General features: G+C 34.0%; 18 protein-coding genes. 6 read left to right on the forward strand and 12 right to left on the reverse strand.

Translation table 11 applies throughout. From position 1 onward, the window contains the following. Position 1: 1 nt before the first annotated feature. From ACP5SP_RS01480 to alr, 6 genes are read right to left on the reverse strand one after another with little or no spacing between them, the layout of a single operon-like run. Entirely contained in the window at positions 2-658 is a 657-nt protein-coding gene (locus ACP5SP_RS01480) for a cell division ATP-binding protein FtsE (RefSeq protein WP_416084836.1), read from the reverse strand. Next, a complete protein-coding gene (locus tag ACP5SP_RS01485; RefSeq protein WP_416084837.1) occupies positions 655-1,545 on the reverse strand; it encodes a YitT family protein in 891 nt (296 codons plus the stop codon). Before ACP5SP_RS01485 ends, ACP5SP_RS01480 begins: the two co-directional genes overlap by 4 nt. Continuing rightward, positions 1,508-2,599 carry a peptide chain release factor 2 gene (gene prfB / locus ACP5SP_RS01490; protein WP_424586388.1) on the reverse strand — a complete coding sequence of 364 codons (1,092 nt, stop codon included), beginning with the start codon at positions 2,597-2,599 and terminating at the stop codon, positions 1,508-1,510. The genes ACP5SP_RS01485 and prfB overlap by 38 nt, the downstream gene beginning before the upstream one ends. Beyond that, positions 2,596-5,025, reverse strand: coding sequence for a preprotein translocase subunit SecA (gene secA, locus ACP5SP_RS01495; RefSeq protein ID WP_428075910.1), 2,430 nt, complete (start codon positions 5,023-5,025; stop codon positions 2,596-2,598). The genes prfB and secA overlap by 4 nt, the downstream gene beginning before the upstream one ends. 5 nt (positions 5,026-5,030) lie before the next feature. Next, complete coding sequence (gene hpf / locus ACP5SP_RS01500; protein WP_416084840.1) at positions 5,031-5,552, reverse strand: ribosome hibernation-promoting factor, HPF/YfiA family; 522 nt, start codon at positions 5,550-5,552, stop codon at positions 5,031-5,033. Between the two features lie 51 nt (positions 5,553-5,603). After that, entirely contained in the window at positions 5,604-6,725 is a 1,122-nt protein-coding gene (alr, locus tag ACP5SP_RS01505; RefSeq protein WP_428075912.1) for an alanine racemase, read from the reverse strand. Positions 6,726-6,778: 53 nt separating this feature from the next. On the opposite strand from alr, the gene surE reads away from it, so the two are divergent. Continuing rightward, positions 6,779-7,534 (forward strand): 5'/3'-nucleotidase SurE, encoded by a 756-nt coding sequence (gene surE / locus ACP5SP_RS01510; RefSeq protein ID WP_416084842.1) that lies wholly within the window; start codon positions 6,779-6,781, stop codon positions 7,532-7,534. Here surE and ACP5SP_RS01515 read toward each other — a convergent pair. Genes ACP5SP_RS01515 through ACP5SP_RS01540 form a run of 6 tightly spaced genes read right to left on the reverse strand, consistent with a single transcriptional unit; the run spans position 7,531 to position 11,953 of the window. Then, complete coding sequence (locus ACP5SP_RS01515) at positions 7,531-8,583, reverse strand: M24 family metallopeptidase (protein ID WP_428066396.1); 1,053 nt, start codon at positions 8,581-8,583, stop codon at positions 7,531-7,533. The two genes, surE and ACP5SP_RS01515, sit on opposite strands and share 4 nt — an antisense overlap. A 9-nt stretch (positions 8,584-8,592) precedes the next feature. After that, complete coding sequence (locus ACP5SP_RS01520; RefSeq protein ID WP_424586391.1) at positions 8,593-8,862, reverse strand: hypothetical protein; 270 nt, start codon at positions 8,860-8,862, stop codon at positions 8,593-8,595. Positions 8,863-8,867: 5 nt separating this feature from the next. Continuing rightward, positions 8,868-9,446 carry a hypothetical protein gene (locus ACP5SP_RS01525; RefSeq protein ID WP_416084845.1) on the reverse strand — a complete coding sequence of 193 codons (579 nt, stop codon included), beginning with the start codon at positions 9,444-9,446 and terminating at the stop codon, positions 8,868-8,870. Continuing rightward, positions 9,443-10,024 (reverse strand): hypothetical protein, encoded by a 582-nt coding sequence (locus ACP5SP_RS01530; protein ID WP_428075914.1) that lies wholly within the window; start codon positions 10,022-10,024, stop codon positions 9,443-9,445. Before ACP5SP_RS01530 ends, ACP5SP_RS01525 begins: the two co-directional genes overlap by 4 nt. 9 nt (positions 10,025-10,033) lie before the next feature. Beyond that, positions 10,034-11,143: a type IV pilus assembly protein PilM gene (gene pilM, locus ACP5SP_RS01535; RefSeq protein WP_416084847.1), complete on the reverse strand. Its 1,110-nt coding sequence runs from the start codon at positions 11,141-11,143 to the stop codon at positions 10,034-10,036. Positions 11,144-11,164: 21 nt separating this feature from the next. Next, positions 11,165-11,953, reverse strand: coding sequence for a prepilin peptidase (locus ACP5SP_RS01540; protein ID WP_416084848.1), 789 nt, complete (start codon positions 11,951-11,953; stop codon positions 11,165-11,167). A gap of 69 nt (positions 11,954-12,022) precedes the next feature. On the opposite strand from ACP5SP_RS01540, the gene ACP5SP_RS01545 reads away from it, so the two are divergent. From ACP5SP_RS01545 to sppA, 5 genes are read left to right on the forward strand one after another with little or no spacing between them, the layout of a single operon-like run. Then, on the forward strand, positions 12,023-12,733 hold the full coding sequence (locus ACP5SP_RS01545) for a DUF1614 domain-containing protein (protein WP_424586393.1): 711 nt from the start codon (positions 12,023-12,025) through the stop codon (positions 12,731-12,733). 10 nt (positions 12,734-12,743) lie between these two features. Then, complete coding sequence (locus ACP5SP_RS01550; protein WP_424586812.1) at positions 12,744-13,658, forward strand: cytochrome c biogenesis CcdA family protein; 915 nt, start codon at positions 12,744-12,746, stop codon at positions 13,656-13,658. Further along, a complete protein-coding gene (gene rbfA / locus ACP5SP_RS01555; RefSeq protein WP_416084851.1) occupies positions 13,651-14,028 on the forward strand; it encodes a 30S ribosome-binding factor RbfA in 378 nt (125 codons plus the stop codon). The genes ACP5SP_RS01550 and rbfA overlap by 8 nt, the downstream gene beginning before the upstream one ends. Continuing rightward, a complete protein-coding gene (locus tag ACP5SP_RS01560; RefSeq protein WP_424586813.1) occupies positions 14,015-14,980 on the forward strand; it encodes a DHH family phosphoesterase in 966 nt (321 codons plus the stop codon). The genes rbfA and ACP5SP_RS01560 overlap by 14 nt, the downstream gene beginning before the upstream one ends. Then, positions 14,958-15,836, forward strand: coding sequence for a signal peptide peptidase SppA (sppA, locus tag ACP5SP_RS01565; protein ID WP_416084853.1), 879 nt, complete (start codon positions 14,958-14,960; stop codon positions 15,834-15,836). The genes ACP5SP_RS01560 and sppA overlap by 23 nt, the downstream gene beginning before the upstream one ends. Positions 15,837-15,839: the final 3 nt, after the last annotated feature.

Consider the following 15,839-nt stretch of genomic DNA (forward strand, 5'->3'; position numbering starts at 1 on the left):
CCTATACATATTCCTTTCCGACTATCCTTCCTTTTTTAATTTTAATAATTCCTTTTGGCTTATTGCCAAATTCAATTAAATGGTGTGTCGACATTATAACGGTCGTTCCTCTCTCATTTAAAACTTCAACAAAATTTAGAACTGCCTTTGCTGTGTCTACATCAAGATTGCCTGTGGGTTCATCCAGTAATAAAACATTCGGCTCAACAATCAAAGCTCTTGCGATAGAAACTCTCTGTTTTTCTCCATAAGACAATTCCTTCACTAGTTTATACATCTTTTCTCTGAGTTTAACTTCACTTAAAACAGTTTCAACTTTGTTATGAATGTCTTTGAAACTTATCCCTCTAAACTGCATTGGCAAGGATACATTGTCAAAAACAGTTCTATCATCAATTAAAGTTAAATCTTGAAAGGCAAAGCTAATTTTTCTTCTCAAGTCTGTTTTGTTATATTTTCTAATATCAATACTTTCAAAAGTTACAAGCCCTTCGGTTGGCTCTTCATCGCCTCTTATTATCTTTAAAAGTGTAGTCTTACCTGCCCCCGACTCTCCCATAAGGATAACAAAATCACCTTTATTAAACTTTAAATTTACTTTATCAAGTGCAACTGCTCCATTTGGGTAAATCTTAGAGACATTCTTTAACTCTATCATAACCTCTCCTTGGGAGACTTAAAGCCCTGCCCAATGATTTCAGATGCGTCTCCAACAATCGTAAATGACTCTGGATCTGTTTCGACAACAATCCTCTTTACTTTCATAACTTCTGTATGTAGCACTGCAACTAAGAGAAGATCTCTTAGTTGTTTAGTATAACCGCCTTTCACTTCAAACTCGGTAACACCTCTTCCAATTTCCTCAAATATTCTCTTTTTAATATCCTCGCCTTTTCTTGTGATTATAAACAAAACTTTATAAGATAAAAATCCTTCTTGTGCAAGATCAATTGCATAGTTAGAAATAAGTTCAGCAATTATAGAATAAAGCGGAACATTAATGTCCTTAAAAACAAAACCCGACGCTACAATTATAACAACATCAACAACCATCAAGGCCTGACCAAAAGGAAGACCAGTAAAATCATAAATAAGTTGTGCAAGAAGGTCAGTACCACCGGTAGAGGCATAGAATCTAAAAACAATACCAATGCCTGCACCCATAATAAAACCACCGTAAAGAGCAGCAAGCATTGGGTCAGTTGTAAATGAGGGCAAGTATGGTGCAAGAATATCAATTAAGATAGAAGAAAGGATTGTTCCAAGAATAGTCCCAAAGAAGAATTTTAAACCAATCCTTCGAAGACCTAAAATTAAAAGGGGAATATTCATTAAAACAACAGTTATACCAACCTTTAAAAATGGTAAATAGTGGTTTAAGATGATTGCAATACCTATGAAACCACCAGGAGCAATGTGATTCGGTTGAATAAAAACGTCAATTGCAATGGCATATATAAGCGAACCTACAAAAATTCCAGTAGCTTCTTTTAGAATTTGAAGAATTTTATTTCTTGGACTTAAGGTAAGCCCAGATAAACTCATCAAGTTCTCCTTCTAACACTTCATCCACATTTCCTATTTCAACCCCAGTTCTGTGATCCTTTACAAGTTTATAAGGTTGAAGAACATATGAGCGGATTTCGTTTCCCCATTCAATCGAGCGAAAGGCCCCCTTTAAACCCTTTAAAGTTTCTTCTTGTTTCTTCTTTTCAAGAACCATCAATCTTGACTTAAGAATTTTCATTGCCATTGCCTTATTCTGAGACTGAGATCTTTCATCCTGACATGTTGCAGTGATTCCGGTGGGGATATGTGTAATTCTTACCGCTGTTTCAACTTTTTGGACGTTTTGCCCTCCATGACCGCTTGCTCTAAAAATTTCTATCTTCAAATCCTTTTCATCTATTTCTATGTCCTCAACTTCCCCAAGATCAGGCAAAACCTCAACAAGCGCAAATGAAGTATGTCGTCTCCTATTGGCATCAAACGGAGAAATCCTCACAAGTCTGTGCACACCAGATTCACCTTTGAGAAGACCATATGCAAACTCGCCTTTAACATAAACAGTAGCGCTCTTAATACCTGCTTCTTCTCCTACAGTTTGATCAATTATTTTTGCCTCAAAACCTTTTTTTTCAAAGAATCTCAAGTACATTTTTAGGAGCATTGAAGTCCAATCCTGCGCATCAACTCCGCCTGCACCAGATGAAAATGAAACAAAAGCATTCAAATCATCATATGGCTCACTAAGGAACCTCTCTATTTCAAATTCTCTTACAAGCTTGTTTGCATTTTCAAGAACTTCCAGAGCTTCCTTATCAAGATTTTCTTCTGATTCTTCATACAGTTCAAGTAAAGTTTGCAAGTCGTTTTTTAGAGTTTCAAGTTCTCTGAATTTTGATATTTCTTTTTTTGTCATAGACAAAAGTTTCAACGTTTCTTTAGAGTCTGGACTTTTCCAAAAATCTTTATCTAAGGTCCTATTTTCTAATGTTTTTACGGTCTCTTCATGCTCTTTAAGCCACTCAGGATCGAGGAGAGTTTCAATTTTTTCAATTGTCTCCAGTATTTGTCTTTTTGTTTCGTCAGTTATCATCTCTTCTTCTTTTTATCAACTTTATCGTTTTTGGTTTTATTCTCTTCCTTTGGAGCAAGTTCAACTCGGTAAAGCATAAAGACAGTATCGTATTTTATTCTATCAAGCATTGCGTCAAAAAGTGCCCTACTTTCAATTTGGTATTCAAGAAGAGGATCCTTTTGGCCGTATGCTCTAAGGCCGATACCTTCCTTTAGTTCATCCATTGCATAGAGGTGATCCTTCCAGTTGGAATCAATATTCCTTAGAAGAAGATATTTTTCAACATTTCTCATTATTTCAGGAGTAAAACGTGTCTCTTTTTCTTCATACAATTTAACTGCAAGATCCTGAATTTGCTCAATTAACTCATCCTTTTTTATATTAGAAACTTCGCCAAGTCTCACATTCCTCCCAAGAATGTTTGTTAATGCTTTTTCAAGTTCAACTTTTCTTTCATCGTCAAGCTCCTCAGTAACATAGTGTGCATTAACTGTAGTTGCAACTACCTCTTTTATCATTTCAATTATTTCATCTCTTATTGAAGGTTCTTTCAAAATTTTTTCTCTCTCTTTATAGATTACTTCTCTTTGTTTTTCCAGGACATTATCATAGTCAAGAAGATTTTTTCTAATGCTAAAGTTATAAGCTTCTACTTTCTTTTGAGCGTTTTCGATAATCCTCGAAAGCAGAGGATGTTCAATAGGCTCATCTTCATCTACTCTGAGCGTTGTCAAAATTGATTTTACTTGATCTCCTCCAAACAATCTCATTAATTCATCTTCCAAAGAAAGATAAAACTGAGACTCACCAGGATCGCCCTGTCTTCCTGATCGTCCCCTTAACTGGTTATCAATTCTTCTTGCCTCGTGTCGCTCTGTGCCAAGTACAAAAAGTCCACCTAACTCTGCAACTCCTTCACCAAGCTTTATATCAACACCACGTCCAGCCATATTAGTTGCGATTGTCACAGCCTTATACTGTCCTGCATCCTTTATAATCTCCGCTTCTTTCTCGTGATATTTTGCATTTAACACATTGTGAGGAATGTTAAGTCGTTTAAGCATCTTTGAAAGACGTTCAGACTTCTCTATAGAGCGAGTTCCTACAAGTACAGGTTGTCCTTTCTTATAAAGCTCCTCAATTTTTTTGACAATTGCTCTAAACTTTGCATCTTCGGTTTTATATACAACATCGGGATGATCAATTCTTATAACAGGCTTATTTGTAGGAATAACATATACATCAAGGTTATAAATTTCTTTAAATTCTCTTGCCTCAGTTAGTGCGGTACCGGTCATACCTGCAAGTTTCTTATACATTCTGAAATAATTTTGGAATGTTATCGTTGCAAGAGTTTGATTTTCACTTTGAACTCTCAAACCTTCTTTTGCTTCTATTGCTTGGTGCAAACCATCACTATAACGCCTACCAAACATTAGTCGTCCTGTAAATTCATCAACAATTATTACTTCACCATCTTTTACGATGTAATCAACGTCCCTATGGAAAAATTCTTTAGCCCTTAATGCTTGATTGATATGCTTTACAAGATCAACGAAGCGTTCGTCATATAAGTTATCTATGTGGAGTAGTTTTTCTATTTTTTTAACTCCATCCTGTGTAAGTGATGCGGTTTTCAATTTCTCATCTGTTTCATAGTCAATATCTCTTGCAAGGTTATCTGCAACTTTTTTAGCAACATAGTACATCTCAGTAGATTCCTCTGCTGGACCAGAAATAATTAAAGGTGTTCGTGCTTCATCTATGAGAATACTATCAACCTCATCGACAATCGCATAGTATAGCTCTCTCTGAACCATTTCATCTTCTGAAACAACGAGATGATCTCTTAGGTAATCGAAACCGAATTCATTGTTTGTGCCATATGTAATATCTGCTAAATATGCTTGTCTTCTTGAACATGGAACAAGTTTTACCGTAAACTTTTCTTTATCTTCCCAATCAACAAGGAAAGCTTCTTCGTGCTGAATAACACCAACTGTAAGCCCTAAAAACTTATAAATAGGACCCATCCAAAGAGCGTCTCTTTTAGCAAGATAATCATTAACAGTCACAAGATGACCGCCATGGCCTTCAAGAGCATTAAGATACAATGGCAAGGTTGCAACAAGGGTTTTACCTTCACCTGTTTTCATTTCCGCAATACCGCCATGGAATAGCACAAGTCCTCCAAGGATCTGAACATCAAAATGTCTCATCCCTAAGGTACGCTTTGCAACCTCTCTAACGACAGCGAAGGCTTCAACAAGAAGATCAGAAGTCGTTTCTCCCCTTGCAAGTCTTTCTTTAAACTCATAAGTCTTCTTAGCTAAATCTTCATTTTGTAGGGAAGAAATATCCTCTTCAATCTCATTAATCTTTTTTACTATATCCCAGTACCTTTTGAGGTTTCTCTTTACTGGATCTAAAAAGTCTAAAAGCATATCTATTATTGCGGTTTAATTAAACCGTAGTTACCATCCTTTCTTCTATATAAAACATTAATTTCGTTTGTTTCTTCGTCTCTAAAGATGAAGAAGTCGTGTCCTAATAACTCTATTTGAAGCATTGCTTCCTCTAAACTCATTGGCTTTACCGGAAAAGTCTTTACTTTAGTGATTCTTGGAAATTCACTTTCCTCTTCCTCTACACTTCCAAAGATCTCTTCTTTTGAAATTCTTTTCTCGCCTTTTAGTCTGTCACTTAACTTCTTTACCTGAATCTCAAGTTTTTCCAAAACATTATCAAGAGCCTCGTCAATTAAGGAACCTTTTCCAACACCTCTTATTATCTTTTGAGAGGCAAATATTGTTACTTCCATTTCGTAGATGCCTCTTACTTTATTAATTACTACATTTGCCTGCTGAATGTTATCAAAATACTTTTCTAACTTTCCAATTTTTTTCTTGATTTCTTCTTCAGTAAAATCTGGTAATTTTTCAACACCTTTTGCTGTAATTGTTATTTCCATAGTTAAACCTCCTTAAATAAGTATATAAGATTAAGCATTTTTTTCAAATCGTCATTTATAGATACGTTTAATTCGCTTGTTGAGACGTGTTAAAATTTCATAAGGTATCGTTTTTGATAGACTTGCAAATTCTTCCAATGTTATCCTGTTTTGCCCTTGACTTCCAACAATAACTACCTCATTTCCCGGATGTATATATGGGAAACCAGTCACATCAATCATCATCATATCCATTGTAATATTACCCACAATTGGTGCCTTTAGTCCCTTCACAAGTACATAACCTCTATTTGAAAGATTTCTCGGAACACAATCCGCATACCCAATTGGAATCGTTGCAATGAGGGATTCCTTTTCTGTTTTGTAAGTACCCCCATAACTTATTCTTTCCCCCTTACCATACTGAGTAACTTTCACAATCCTTGTTTTTATTGCTAAAGCTTCTCTAAAATCTGTCCCTAACTGAAGTGTTTGTGGATTGGGAGAAATTCCGTATAGAAGAATTCCTGGCCTTACAGCGGAATAGTGAGCCTCTACAAAGTTAAGCAATGCCGCACTATTTGCTGCATGAACTATTTTCGGAAGCATATTCCTATCCTTTAAATACTTAATCGCTTCATTGAATTGATTTATCTGGAATCTTGTGTATTCGGGATCTGAATCAGCAGATGCAAAATGAGTGTAAATACCCTCAACAATTACATTCTTAATTTTGTTTAATTCTTCAAATACAGAAGGTAATTCGGTTAACGAAATTCCAAGTCTGTGCATTCCTGTATCAATTTTTACATGTATTTTTAATGGCGTTTCGTTCTTATAATCATTAATACGCTTCAAAAAGTCCTTATCAAAAAGAGTTATACGAATTTCATTGAGAGATGCAAGATGGAGGTTTCTTGTATCTACATAACCAAGAACAAGAATAGGTTTTTTAATTTGAGAGTCTCTAAGGGATAAAGCTTCTTCCATTGATGCAACCGCAAAGGCACTCGCACCTACCTCTTCTAAGGTGCTTGCAATTTTAGATGCTCCTAATCCATAAGCATCCGCTTTCACAACACAAATTACACTTTTTGATGAGACTTTTTCTTGTATTCTCAAAAAGTTATTCTTAATAGCTTCTAAATCTACTTCAACCCATGTGGGTCTATTCATCTCAATCTCGTTTTCCACTTTAAACTCCTTGCAAAATTGCTATTAAAAGTATATCATTATAGTGTGAAAAAATGATGAACATTTTAATTACGAATGACGATAGCATTGAATCAGAAGGTTTAAAAACACTTGCAAGAAATCTTCTGGACCTTGGCAATATCTATATTGTTGCACCTCAAAAACCACAGAGCGCTCTAAGTCATGCAACAACCCTTCACAAACCACTTCGTGCAGAAAAATTTCCGCTCGGAATTGGTGAGAAGCTTTCACTTAGGGTATCAGGGACTCCTGCTGATTGTGTGCTTCTTGCTATTGATGTCTTTATAAAAGAAAAGATTGATATTGTAGTTTCAGGGATAAATAAAGGACCAAATCTCGGAGATGACATTATATATTCAGGTACAGTTGCAGGAGCAAGAGAAGGGGCAATTAACAATATTTTGTCTTTTGCAATTTCCGTAAATGACTTTGAAAATCCAAATTTTGAATTAGCAGCAAGTACCTCTGTAAAAATTATCGATAAACTTTCAAAAATAATAAAAACCAAAAACACTTATTTCAACATCAATTTCCCGAATATAAGCAGTATTAAAGGTGTAAAATTTGCAAAATTATCAAGGAGAAGATATAAAAATAGAGTCTTTATCGGTAAAGATCCGTTCGGAAGAGAATTTTACTGGATTGGTGGTGTTCTTGAGGATCCATACGAAGAAGGAACTGATTCAAAATATGTAAAAGAGGGGTATGCCGCAATCACACCCCTGCTTATTGATCAAACTGATTATGCTGTGTTAAAAGAACTTTCAAAAATTAATTTAGATATTTAAACAATAATTATTTCGTGCGGTAGATTTATAAGATTTTCTGTTGAGTCTTCTTTTACAATCACAGTATCTTCAAGTCTTAGTCCAAACTTATTTGGAAAATACAATCCTGGTTCAATTGTTATGACCATATTCTTTGAAAGCGTATACTTTGAACGTGCATTAACGTAAGGAAGTTCATGAATCTCAAGCCCAACACCATGTCCGAGACCATGTGTAAAATAAGATCCCAAACCTTTGTTTGAAAGGTAATCTCTAACAGTTTTGTCAACATTCGAAGCTAAGACACCTTCTCTTGCGGTGTTTTTTCCAAGTTCCTGGGATTCCATAAGAACTGTATAAACATCCTTAACCTCTTTTGAGACTTCACCAACAGAAACGACACGCGTTGTATCTGATGCAAAACCCTCGAAGAAAACGCCAAAGTCGAAAACAATTGGCTCATGCGCCTTTATAATCTTTTTGGAGGCAACACCATGAGGCAAGGCACCTCTTTCTCCTGATGCAATGATTGTGTCAAAGGATGGCTTTTCACCACCGAACTTTTTGAAACGATACTCAAGTTCGGCTGCTATATCAAGTTCTGAAATGCCTTCTTTAATGAATTTTAGTGTTTCAAGAAACGATTTTGAAGAAATATCACATGCAGTTCGAATTTTCTCAAGCTCCCAATTCTCTTTAACCATTCTAATTTCTTCAACAAAGTCATATGTCCCAACGAGAACAAGAAATCCCAATTGAGAAAGCAACTTGTATGTAGAAAATTTTAAACTTCCTTCCTCAATTGCAAGGAAATGCACTTTATTCTTTGCTAAAATCGAACTAATTGCCTCTTTTAAATCGGACCATTCGATAACCTCTACATCTTCTTTTGCCTCAATATGAGCCTGTTCTGTAAAACGAGAATCAACAAGTAAATAAATTTTTGGAGGAATTACAATTGCAAAACCCTCTTCTCCTGTAAAATGGGTTATATATCGAACATTTTGAATTTTGCTTATGAATAATGCATCAACATTTGCATTTTCTATTTTTTCGAACAATTTGTGCATATCTTCCTCCTATTCAAATGGGTTTTGTTTTCCAAGTTGATTGCCCGACGGGATAAGAGTTGGTACTTGAAGAGTCCTATTTTCAATTTGCTTATTTATAAATTCAACATCACCTCTTTTTATCTGAGGCAAACTCACATTTTTAACCTCTTCAACTTTGAATAAATGTGGCAGAACAAGATTCCACCCAGCAAAAATAACAAGTATAATAATTACTAAAATAATGGTTTCTTTTGAGATTTTGAAAGATCTTTTTGCTTTAGTTTCCTTCGTTGCCATAGCCATCACTTCCTTTGCGAAAGATTTATTACGCCTTTAACATTTGCGATATATTTTATAGAACCTGATTGGTCAACAAGTTTTGATATTGAAAGTTGAACTATGTTTATAATCTGAGGGTAATTATCCTTCAAAAGTTTATTAAAAGATAGAATGTTATCGTATTTTGGACCTTCATAAGAAAGTGTAAAGGTAGGCAAAGCATTCTGCTGTTGCTGATTGCTTTTTTCGAAATTTAAACTTGTGATTTTCCCACCACTTTTATTTGCAATTGCAACAAATTCTTCTGCAAAAAGAAATTCATCGCTTTGGGGAGGGAGAATTTGCTTTAAAACTACAAGTCTATCGTTATAAAGATTTATCTCTCTTTCTATTGAACTCAATTTTTCTTGTGCAAGCAGTAAGAGGTTCAGACGCTCTTCAGCCTTTGAAATTTGGTCATTTAAAGCATTAATCTCGTTTATCTTGGGAGTAACAACATACATATAGAATAACACCAATATTACTAAAAAAAGTATAATTGCAACAACCAACTTTGTGCTAACATTAAGACTCAGAGGCTTATTGAAGGTTTCCTCTCTCATTTTCCCATCCCCTTCCATTGAAATGAAATTGTAAACGTTGTATAGTTAGGCGAATTTGGGATTTTTACATAGGGCACATTGTATTGGTCCACAGTAAGATTAAAAATATTTGGATTTTGAGAAAGACCATTTGCAGTCCATGCAAGATGTTGTAGGTCTGTTGTGTGTCCTGTAATTTGAATAAGCTTTTTGTCTGTATCAACATTCAAATTTTCTATAACAGTTTCTTTTGGTATAGATGTTGCTATATCAATAAGTAGATTGTTAAAATCTATTTGAGAGTTAACAAGTTTCTCGATTGTGGTTTCGTAATAGAATATATCGTCTCCAAGTTTGTTCCTCAAATTTAAAGTATCTTCAACCTTTTTAAGAGAAGCAATACGAGTATTAAGGTCATTAAGATACTGATTCTTTGTGTAGATTTGGTAATAGAGCCCTGCATAAATAATTGCAAGGATTATCAGAAATGCAATACCTACATTAATAATAGTTCTTGTTTCCTTATCAATAGCACGTCTAATCTTTTTCCTTCGTGGAAGAAGATTTATGTCAATCTCATAAAAATCTTTAACCTCCATAAACCCACCTCACTTTTTCTTCGCTTTCTCTTTTTTCTTTGTTATTTGATGTTCCTTTAATGCAAGCCCTGTTGCAACAGCAAACATTGGAGCCATTTCATAAAGATACTCTTTAGTAAATAGATTGGGGTCATATTTTGCAATATCTGCAAAAAGCCTGTTTACAACAGAAGGAAAACCGGTAGTTTCCTCTAAATACTGATCTATATTCTTAGTGTTAGCAGTCCCACCTTCTAAAATTATCGTAACCTCAGAGACCTTTCCTTCGTTGTACTTTGCAAAGTAGTAACTTATGGATCTTCTTATCTCAAGTGATAGCTCGTTTAAATCTTCTTCAACCGCCTTAAATATTTGAGAATCCTTGTTTGATAAATCTAATTCTTCATGTTTTTTGTTCTCTGCAAGGTTTGAATCGATTCCAAAATAATATGCTATCTTATCCGTCAATCTCTTTCCACCCCAGGGAATTATTCTTGAAAACCTCACAAGCCCTTTATCCACCATGTTAATTGAAGTATAACTATGTCCAATGTTAATTGCAGCAATTACTCTTTCTGGGTCTCCCGCAAACTCACCAAGGAATCTTAAAAGCCTTAAAACAGAAAAAGCTTCAACTTCTATTGAAACAAGATCAAGATTGAGGCTCTTAAAAAGCTGTGCTGTCGTTTCGACAACTTCAATTGGAGCTGCTGCAAAAAGTATGTATAGCTTCTCTGCATTTCCTTCCTTTACTTTACTCAAAACCTGGTAATCAAAAGCCATTTTATCGATTGGTGCTGGAAGAATTTTTTCAACTTCCCATTTTATTGCTTCATTTAGCTCCTGTGGAGGAAGATCATCCATTATAAGTTCTTTGACAGTTACAAGTTTTCCGGAAACGTTAGTTGCAACTCTGTTTCCAATGAAAGAATAAATAGACAAGAGTTGTTTTATAACCTCTCTTATTTCTTCAGGTTTTTCAATTCTGCCTTCGACAATAGCCCCCTCTGGAGTATCAAGAACTCCAAAATTAACGAGTTTAAGATCGTTTCCTTTTCTCTCAAACTGTGCTATTTTAATATAACCCGATCCCAGGTCCACACCAATAATAGGCGTTTTACTTTTTGCAAAAAGACCCATATTTACCTCCTTAAAAACATTCTAAAACAAATTTAAATAAAAAGCAACAATATAATTACCAAAAAATATTGTCAAAAGAGATGCAATAGCCATATAGGGGACAAATGGAATTTCAGTTTTTCCACCCTTCTTGCTAATAAGCATTATAAAAATCCCAGCAACTGCACCAATTACAAAAGAAAGAATAAAGGCAATTATGCCAAATTTAAATCCAAGAAACGCTCCTATCATAATTCCTGATGTTAAATCTCCTTCGCCCATTCCTCCTTCTTTGTAAAATAATTTCGATATTACAATTATAAGAAAAAATAAAACTGCATAAAAAACAATACCAAAAATCGTGTCTTTAAAATTTGTAAATATGCCAAATACTAAACCAATAATAGTGGCAGGTATCACCACTGAGTCAAAAACCACACCCTCAAATAAGTCAATAAAAGATACAATTATAAGAAAAGAAATAAAAATTATGTATTTTAAGGTAAGCAACGAAAAACCAAATTTCAAATAAGTTAAAACAAATAAAATCCCCGTTAAAGATTCTACAATTGGATAAATAGGAGAAATCTTTGCACCACAGTATCTACACTTACCCTTTAAAGCAATATAACTAACAATAGGAACTAAATCGAGAGTTGATAATTTGTGTCCACATTTAGGACAGTGTGATTGAGGAAAAATAAGAGATTCATGGCGAGGAAGTCTATATATTACAACATTTAGAAACGATCCGATAACTGCACCGAAAATAAAAAATACAAAAGCAAAGAACACTTTTAAGCGATCAAACAAAAGCAATACATTTTCCATAGTTCAATTATACAAAAAAACAAATTTTAAAAAATGCTATAATATAATAGAATTAAATAGGAGGTAAAAATGAACAATAAAAACTATATTTATTTTCCTTTTGAACTTACAATGTTAATTATTTTGTTTTTCCTGTTCTTGCTAATTTATCCAATTTTATTTTTTCTTTTTGCTGGTGGAATTGTTGATGCCTTTTCAAGGCTTGGGTTCAGTCCAATAACAGGAACGCTTGTTTTTCTTTTATCACTTTTTGGAAGTGCAATAAATATCCCAATAAGTAAAATAACAACACAAAACCCAATTGTCCAAGAAAAGGTAGTCTACTTTTATGGTGTTCCGTATAGAATTCCATTTGTAACAGAGCAAACAACAATTGTAGCAATAAATTTGGGTGGAGCGATTATTCCTATAGCTATCTCAATATACGAATTCTTTAGAATCCTTTCTGTTGGAAAAATAGACGTTGCACTTCTTACAATTGTTGGTATTGTGATTGTTTCACTCGTTGTGCATTCATTTGCAAAGCCTGTTAGAGGTATTGGAATTGCTGTTCCATTCTTTATTCCTCCCATCATAACAGCAATTGTTGCGTTAATTCTTTCAAGACATTACGCGCCGATTGTTGCCTATATTAGTGGGACACTTGGGACTCTTATAGGCGCAGACATTCTTAATTTGAACAAAGTATTCGAATTGGGTGCACCAGTTGTAAGCATAGGAGGTGCAGGGACATTTGATGGTATATTCTTAACAGGAATCCTATCTACTCTTCTTGTATAGGAGATAAATTATGACATTATCTCTTGCTGAAATACTACAAGCAATAATTGCAGGCTTTGTTTCATTTGTTTCACCATGCGTGCTTCCTCTAATACCTGCGTATATATCTTACATAACTGGAGAGACTTTAATTGAACTAAAAGGAGGAACAACAAATACAAAGAAACTTTTATTCAATTCAATTGCTTTTGTATTGGGTTTCTCCTTTGTCTTTATTTTACTTGGTGCAACTGCAACATTTGTAGGAAAATTCCTATCAAGAAATAAGAGACTATTTGAAATTATTGCAGGAATAATTGTAATCATTTTTGGGCTTCATACTTCACAAATTGTTAGGTTTAATTTTCTTAGCTATGAAAAAAAGATGAACATAAAGGCCTCAACTCCATCGTTACTTAAGGCATTTCTAATGGGATTTGCCTTCAGCTTCGGATGGACTCCATGCGTTGGACCAATTCTAGGAACGATTCTTATTATGGCTGGAACACATTCGCAAGTAATTCAAGGCATAATTCTCCTCACGTTCTACTCTTTGGGATTAGGAATTCCGTTTGTTCTAACTGCTCTTGCAATCAATAAATTCTTTGAAGCGTTTAAGTCAATTAAGAAGTACTTCGGACAAATTGAGATGTTTGCAGGATTACTTATTATTGGAATCGGACTTGCACTAATATTTGGACTTGGCCTTCATTCTGACTACATAACCGCAGTCATTATTGTTTCAATTGGTTTTGCAATCATGTCAATCAAAAAGATAAGTTTAAGTGATGTAATTGGAATAATTATTATTTTAGTTGCAACTTATGTTGCACTTCAAGTAAAGTTTATAGATGGAGGCAATTTAAATTTGCATTTAATTCCTTTTGCCGTATTATTACTTTTCAGTATAATTTCAATGTATAAGGTAGGTAGGCAAAATGAGTGAATTAAGAAAGCACAAAATTGAATCGGCTATTTTAAGAGAGGTTTCTACTTACATGCACTCTCTTGATGACCCATTACTTAAAAGCGTTACAATAACACATGTAGAAATGTCTGAGGATTTAAGATACGCTAAAGTTTTCTACACTATCATTGGACATGAAAACGAAGAGGAGGAAATAAAACAAAAACTTATTAAAGCAACAAGAAGAATCCAAAGGGACGTTGCACACAGACTCAAAAACATGAAATTTGTACCACTCCTAAATTTCCATTTTGACTTATCAATACAGAAGGGAAATAAAGTTCTTGAAATTTTAGACGAAGTAGAAAAGGAATTGAAAGAAAAAGGAGAAGATGTTGGAGGAACTTAAAGAAATAGGAGACATAATTTCGAAGAGTAAATCTTTCTTCCTTACGACTCATATAAATGCAGATGGCGATGGTATTGGTTCAATTCTTGGATTAGGAATGTCTCTTGAAAAATTGGGCAAGAAAGTTTTCTACTTTGTGCCAGGAGAAATACCAAACCATTTTGCCTTCTTAAAGAATTTTGAAAAGATCAACGAAAAAATTGATGAAAGAATACAAACAGATGTTTTCCTTTTACTTGATGCGCCTAATATTGACAGGGTTGAAGGAATTACTTTCAATTTAAGTAATTTCAAGAAAATAATAAGGATTGACCACCATATAAGCAATGAAAATTTCTCTCATGTTAAATATGTGAAAGTCGGTTATCCATCTACTTCTTGCCTTGTTTTTGAATTAATAAAAGAAGAAAATCTTCCAATAGATAGAGACATAGCAGAGGCTCTTTATACGGGTCTTCTTACAGATACAGGATCTTTTCGCTTTAATAATACAACAGAAGCTGCCTTTAATATAGCAAGAGAACTTGTTATAATGGGAGCAAGACCGTATTACATTTCAAGGATGGTATATGAGATGGAAACTTTGCCTCATCTAAAACTTCTTGGTCTTGCACTTCTACGCCTTGAAATTATCGATAAAATTGGTTTTTCATACATTACACAAGAAGATTTCAAAAATTACAACGCAACAGAAAGCGACACTGAGGGTATTGTAGATTACCTTAGAAAGCAAAAAGACATCGAAATTATCCTTTTTATAAGAGAACTCCAAGATGGTGGGTTTAAAGGAAGCTTGAGAAGCAAAAATAACATTGATGTTAGAAAAATTGCCGAAATATTTGGCGGGGGAGGACACAAAGAAGCGGCAGGTTTTAAAACAAATTTGAAAATGCATCAAATTCTTGAAATCATCCAAAAGGCAGTAAAAGATGAAGAAAAAAATTACACTTGATATTTTAATATTTTTATTCATAGTCTTGTTTATTTACCTTGTTTCTTTCAAAAATAATATCACTGTTAAATCTGGTAATTTTATTGCTGTAGTGTATCTTGAAGGAACTATTGGCGAAGTTGGCCAAAATTCATTTAATTCGAGTGATGTTAAAAAAATATTTGGCGAACTCCGCAAAAATAAACCAAAGGGAATTATTCTAAGAATTTCAAGTCCTGGTGGCACTGTATATGAAACTGACCAAATTTATAATCTAATAAAGCAATTTAAAATAAAGAATAATATCAAAATTTATGTTTCAATGGGAGAGGTGTGCGCTTCGGGTGGATACTACATAGCCATGTCTTCGGATAAAATATTTGCAGAACCTTTAACAGAGACAGGAAGTATTGGAGTAATAATGAACCTTCTAAATTACGAAGAACTTTTAAAGAAAGTTGGAATCAACATTATTACTATCAAGAGTGGAAAATTCAAAGATATTGGATCGCCTTATAGAGAACTAACTTATGATGAGAAAAAGATGTTTGAAGAAATAGTAAATGAGATGTATGAAAAGTTTTTGAATGTTGTAAAAGAAAACAGAGTCAACCTAGACGAAGTTAATCTGAGAAACCTGGCACAAGGACAAATATATCTTGGAAGTAAAGCTTATAAACTTGGACTTGTCGACAAAATTGGAACTTTGGATGATACAATCAGTGAACTTAAAAAAGATTTAAATCTAGAGACAATTGATGTAAAAGAATACAGAATCCAAAAATCATTTTTACAAAGTTTGTTTGGTGAAACTTTAGACTTCTTACAACACATGAAAGACCCCTCTCAAATAATTTTTGAATATAAGATAAACTAATCA

The sequence above is a fragment of the Caldisericum sp. genome (assembly GCF_049967455.1).
Taxonomy (GTDB): domain Bacteria; phylum Caldisericota; class Caldisericia; order Caldisericales; family Caldisericaceae; genus Caldisericum; species Caldisericum exile_A.

What these genes read in the sequence shown, in the direction of transcription:
- ACP5SP_RS01550 (WP_424586812.1), top strand. Translation starts at nt 12,744, where the DNA reads ATGACATTATCTCTTGCTGAAATACTACAAGCAATAATTGCAGGCTTT.
- rbfA (WP_416084851.1), top strand. Translation starts at nt 13,651, where the DNA reads ATGAGTGAATTAAGAAAGCACAAAATTGAATCGGCTATTTTAAGAGAG.
- ACP5SP_RS01530 (WP_428075914.1), bottom strand. Translation starts at nt 10,024, where the DNA reads ATGGAGGTTAAAGATTTTTATGAGATTGACATAAATCTTCTTCCACGA.
- ACP5SP_RS01525 (WP_416084845.1), bottom strand. Translation starts at nt 9,446, where the DNA reads ATGAGAGAGGAAACCTTCAATAAGCCTCTGAGTCTTAATGTTAGCACA.
- ACP5SP_RS01540 (WP_416084848.1), bottom strand. Translation starts at nt 11,953, where the DNA reads ATGGAAAATGTATTGCTTTTGTTTGATCGCTTAAAAGTGTTCTTTGCT.
- prfB (WP_424586388.1), bottom strand. Translation starts at nt 2,599, where the DNA reads ATGATAACTGACGAAACAAAAAGACAAATACTGGAGACAATTGAAAAA.
- pilM (WP_416084847.1), bottom strand. Translation starts at nt 11,143, where the DNA reads ATGGGTCTTTTTGCAAAAAGTAAAACGCCTATTATTGGTGTGGACCTG.
- hpf (WP_416084840.1), bottom strand. Translation starts at nt 5,552, where the DNA reads ATGGAAATAACAATTACAGCAAAAGGTGTTGAAAAATTACCAGATTTT.
- ACP5SP_RS01520 (WP_424586391.1), bottom strand. Translation starts at nt 8,862, where the DNA reads ATGGCAACGAAGGAAACTAAAGCAAAAAGATCTTTCAAAATCTCAAAA.
- ACP5SP_RS01545 (WP_424586393.1), top strand. Translation starts at nt 12,023, where the DNA reads ATGAACAATAAAAACTATATTTATTTTCCTTTTGAACTTACAATGTTA.
- secA (WP_428075910.1), bottom strand. Translation starts at nt 5,025, where the DNA reads ATGCTTTTAGACTTTTTAGATCCAGTAAAGAGAAACCTCAAAAGGTAC.
- sppA (WP_416084853.1), top strand. Translation starts at nt 14,958, where the DNA reads ATGAAGAAAAAAATTACACTTGATATTTTAATATTTTTATTCATAGTC.
- ACP5SP_RS01515 (WP_428066396.1), bottom strand. Translation starts at nt 8,583, where the DNA reads ATGCACAAATTGTTCGAAAAAATAGAAAATGCAAATGTTGATGCATTA.
- surE (WP_416084842.1), top strand. Translation starts at nt 6,779, where the DNA reads ATGATGAACATTTTAATTACGAATGACGATAGCATTGAATCAGAAGGT.
- ACP5SP_RS01480 (WP_416084836.1), bottom strand. Translation starts at nt 658, where the DNA reads ATGATAGAGTTAAAGAATGTCTCTAAGATTTACCCAAATGGAGCAGTT.
- ACP5SP_RS01485 (WP_416084837.1), bottom strand. Translation starts at nt 1,545, where the DNA reads ATGAGTTTATCTGGGCTTACCTTAAGTCCAAGAAATAAAATTCTTCAA.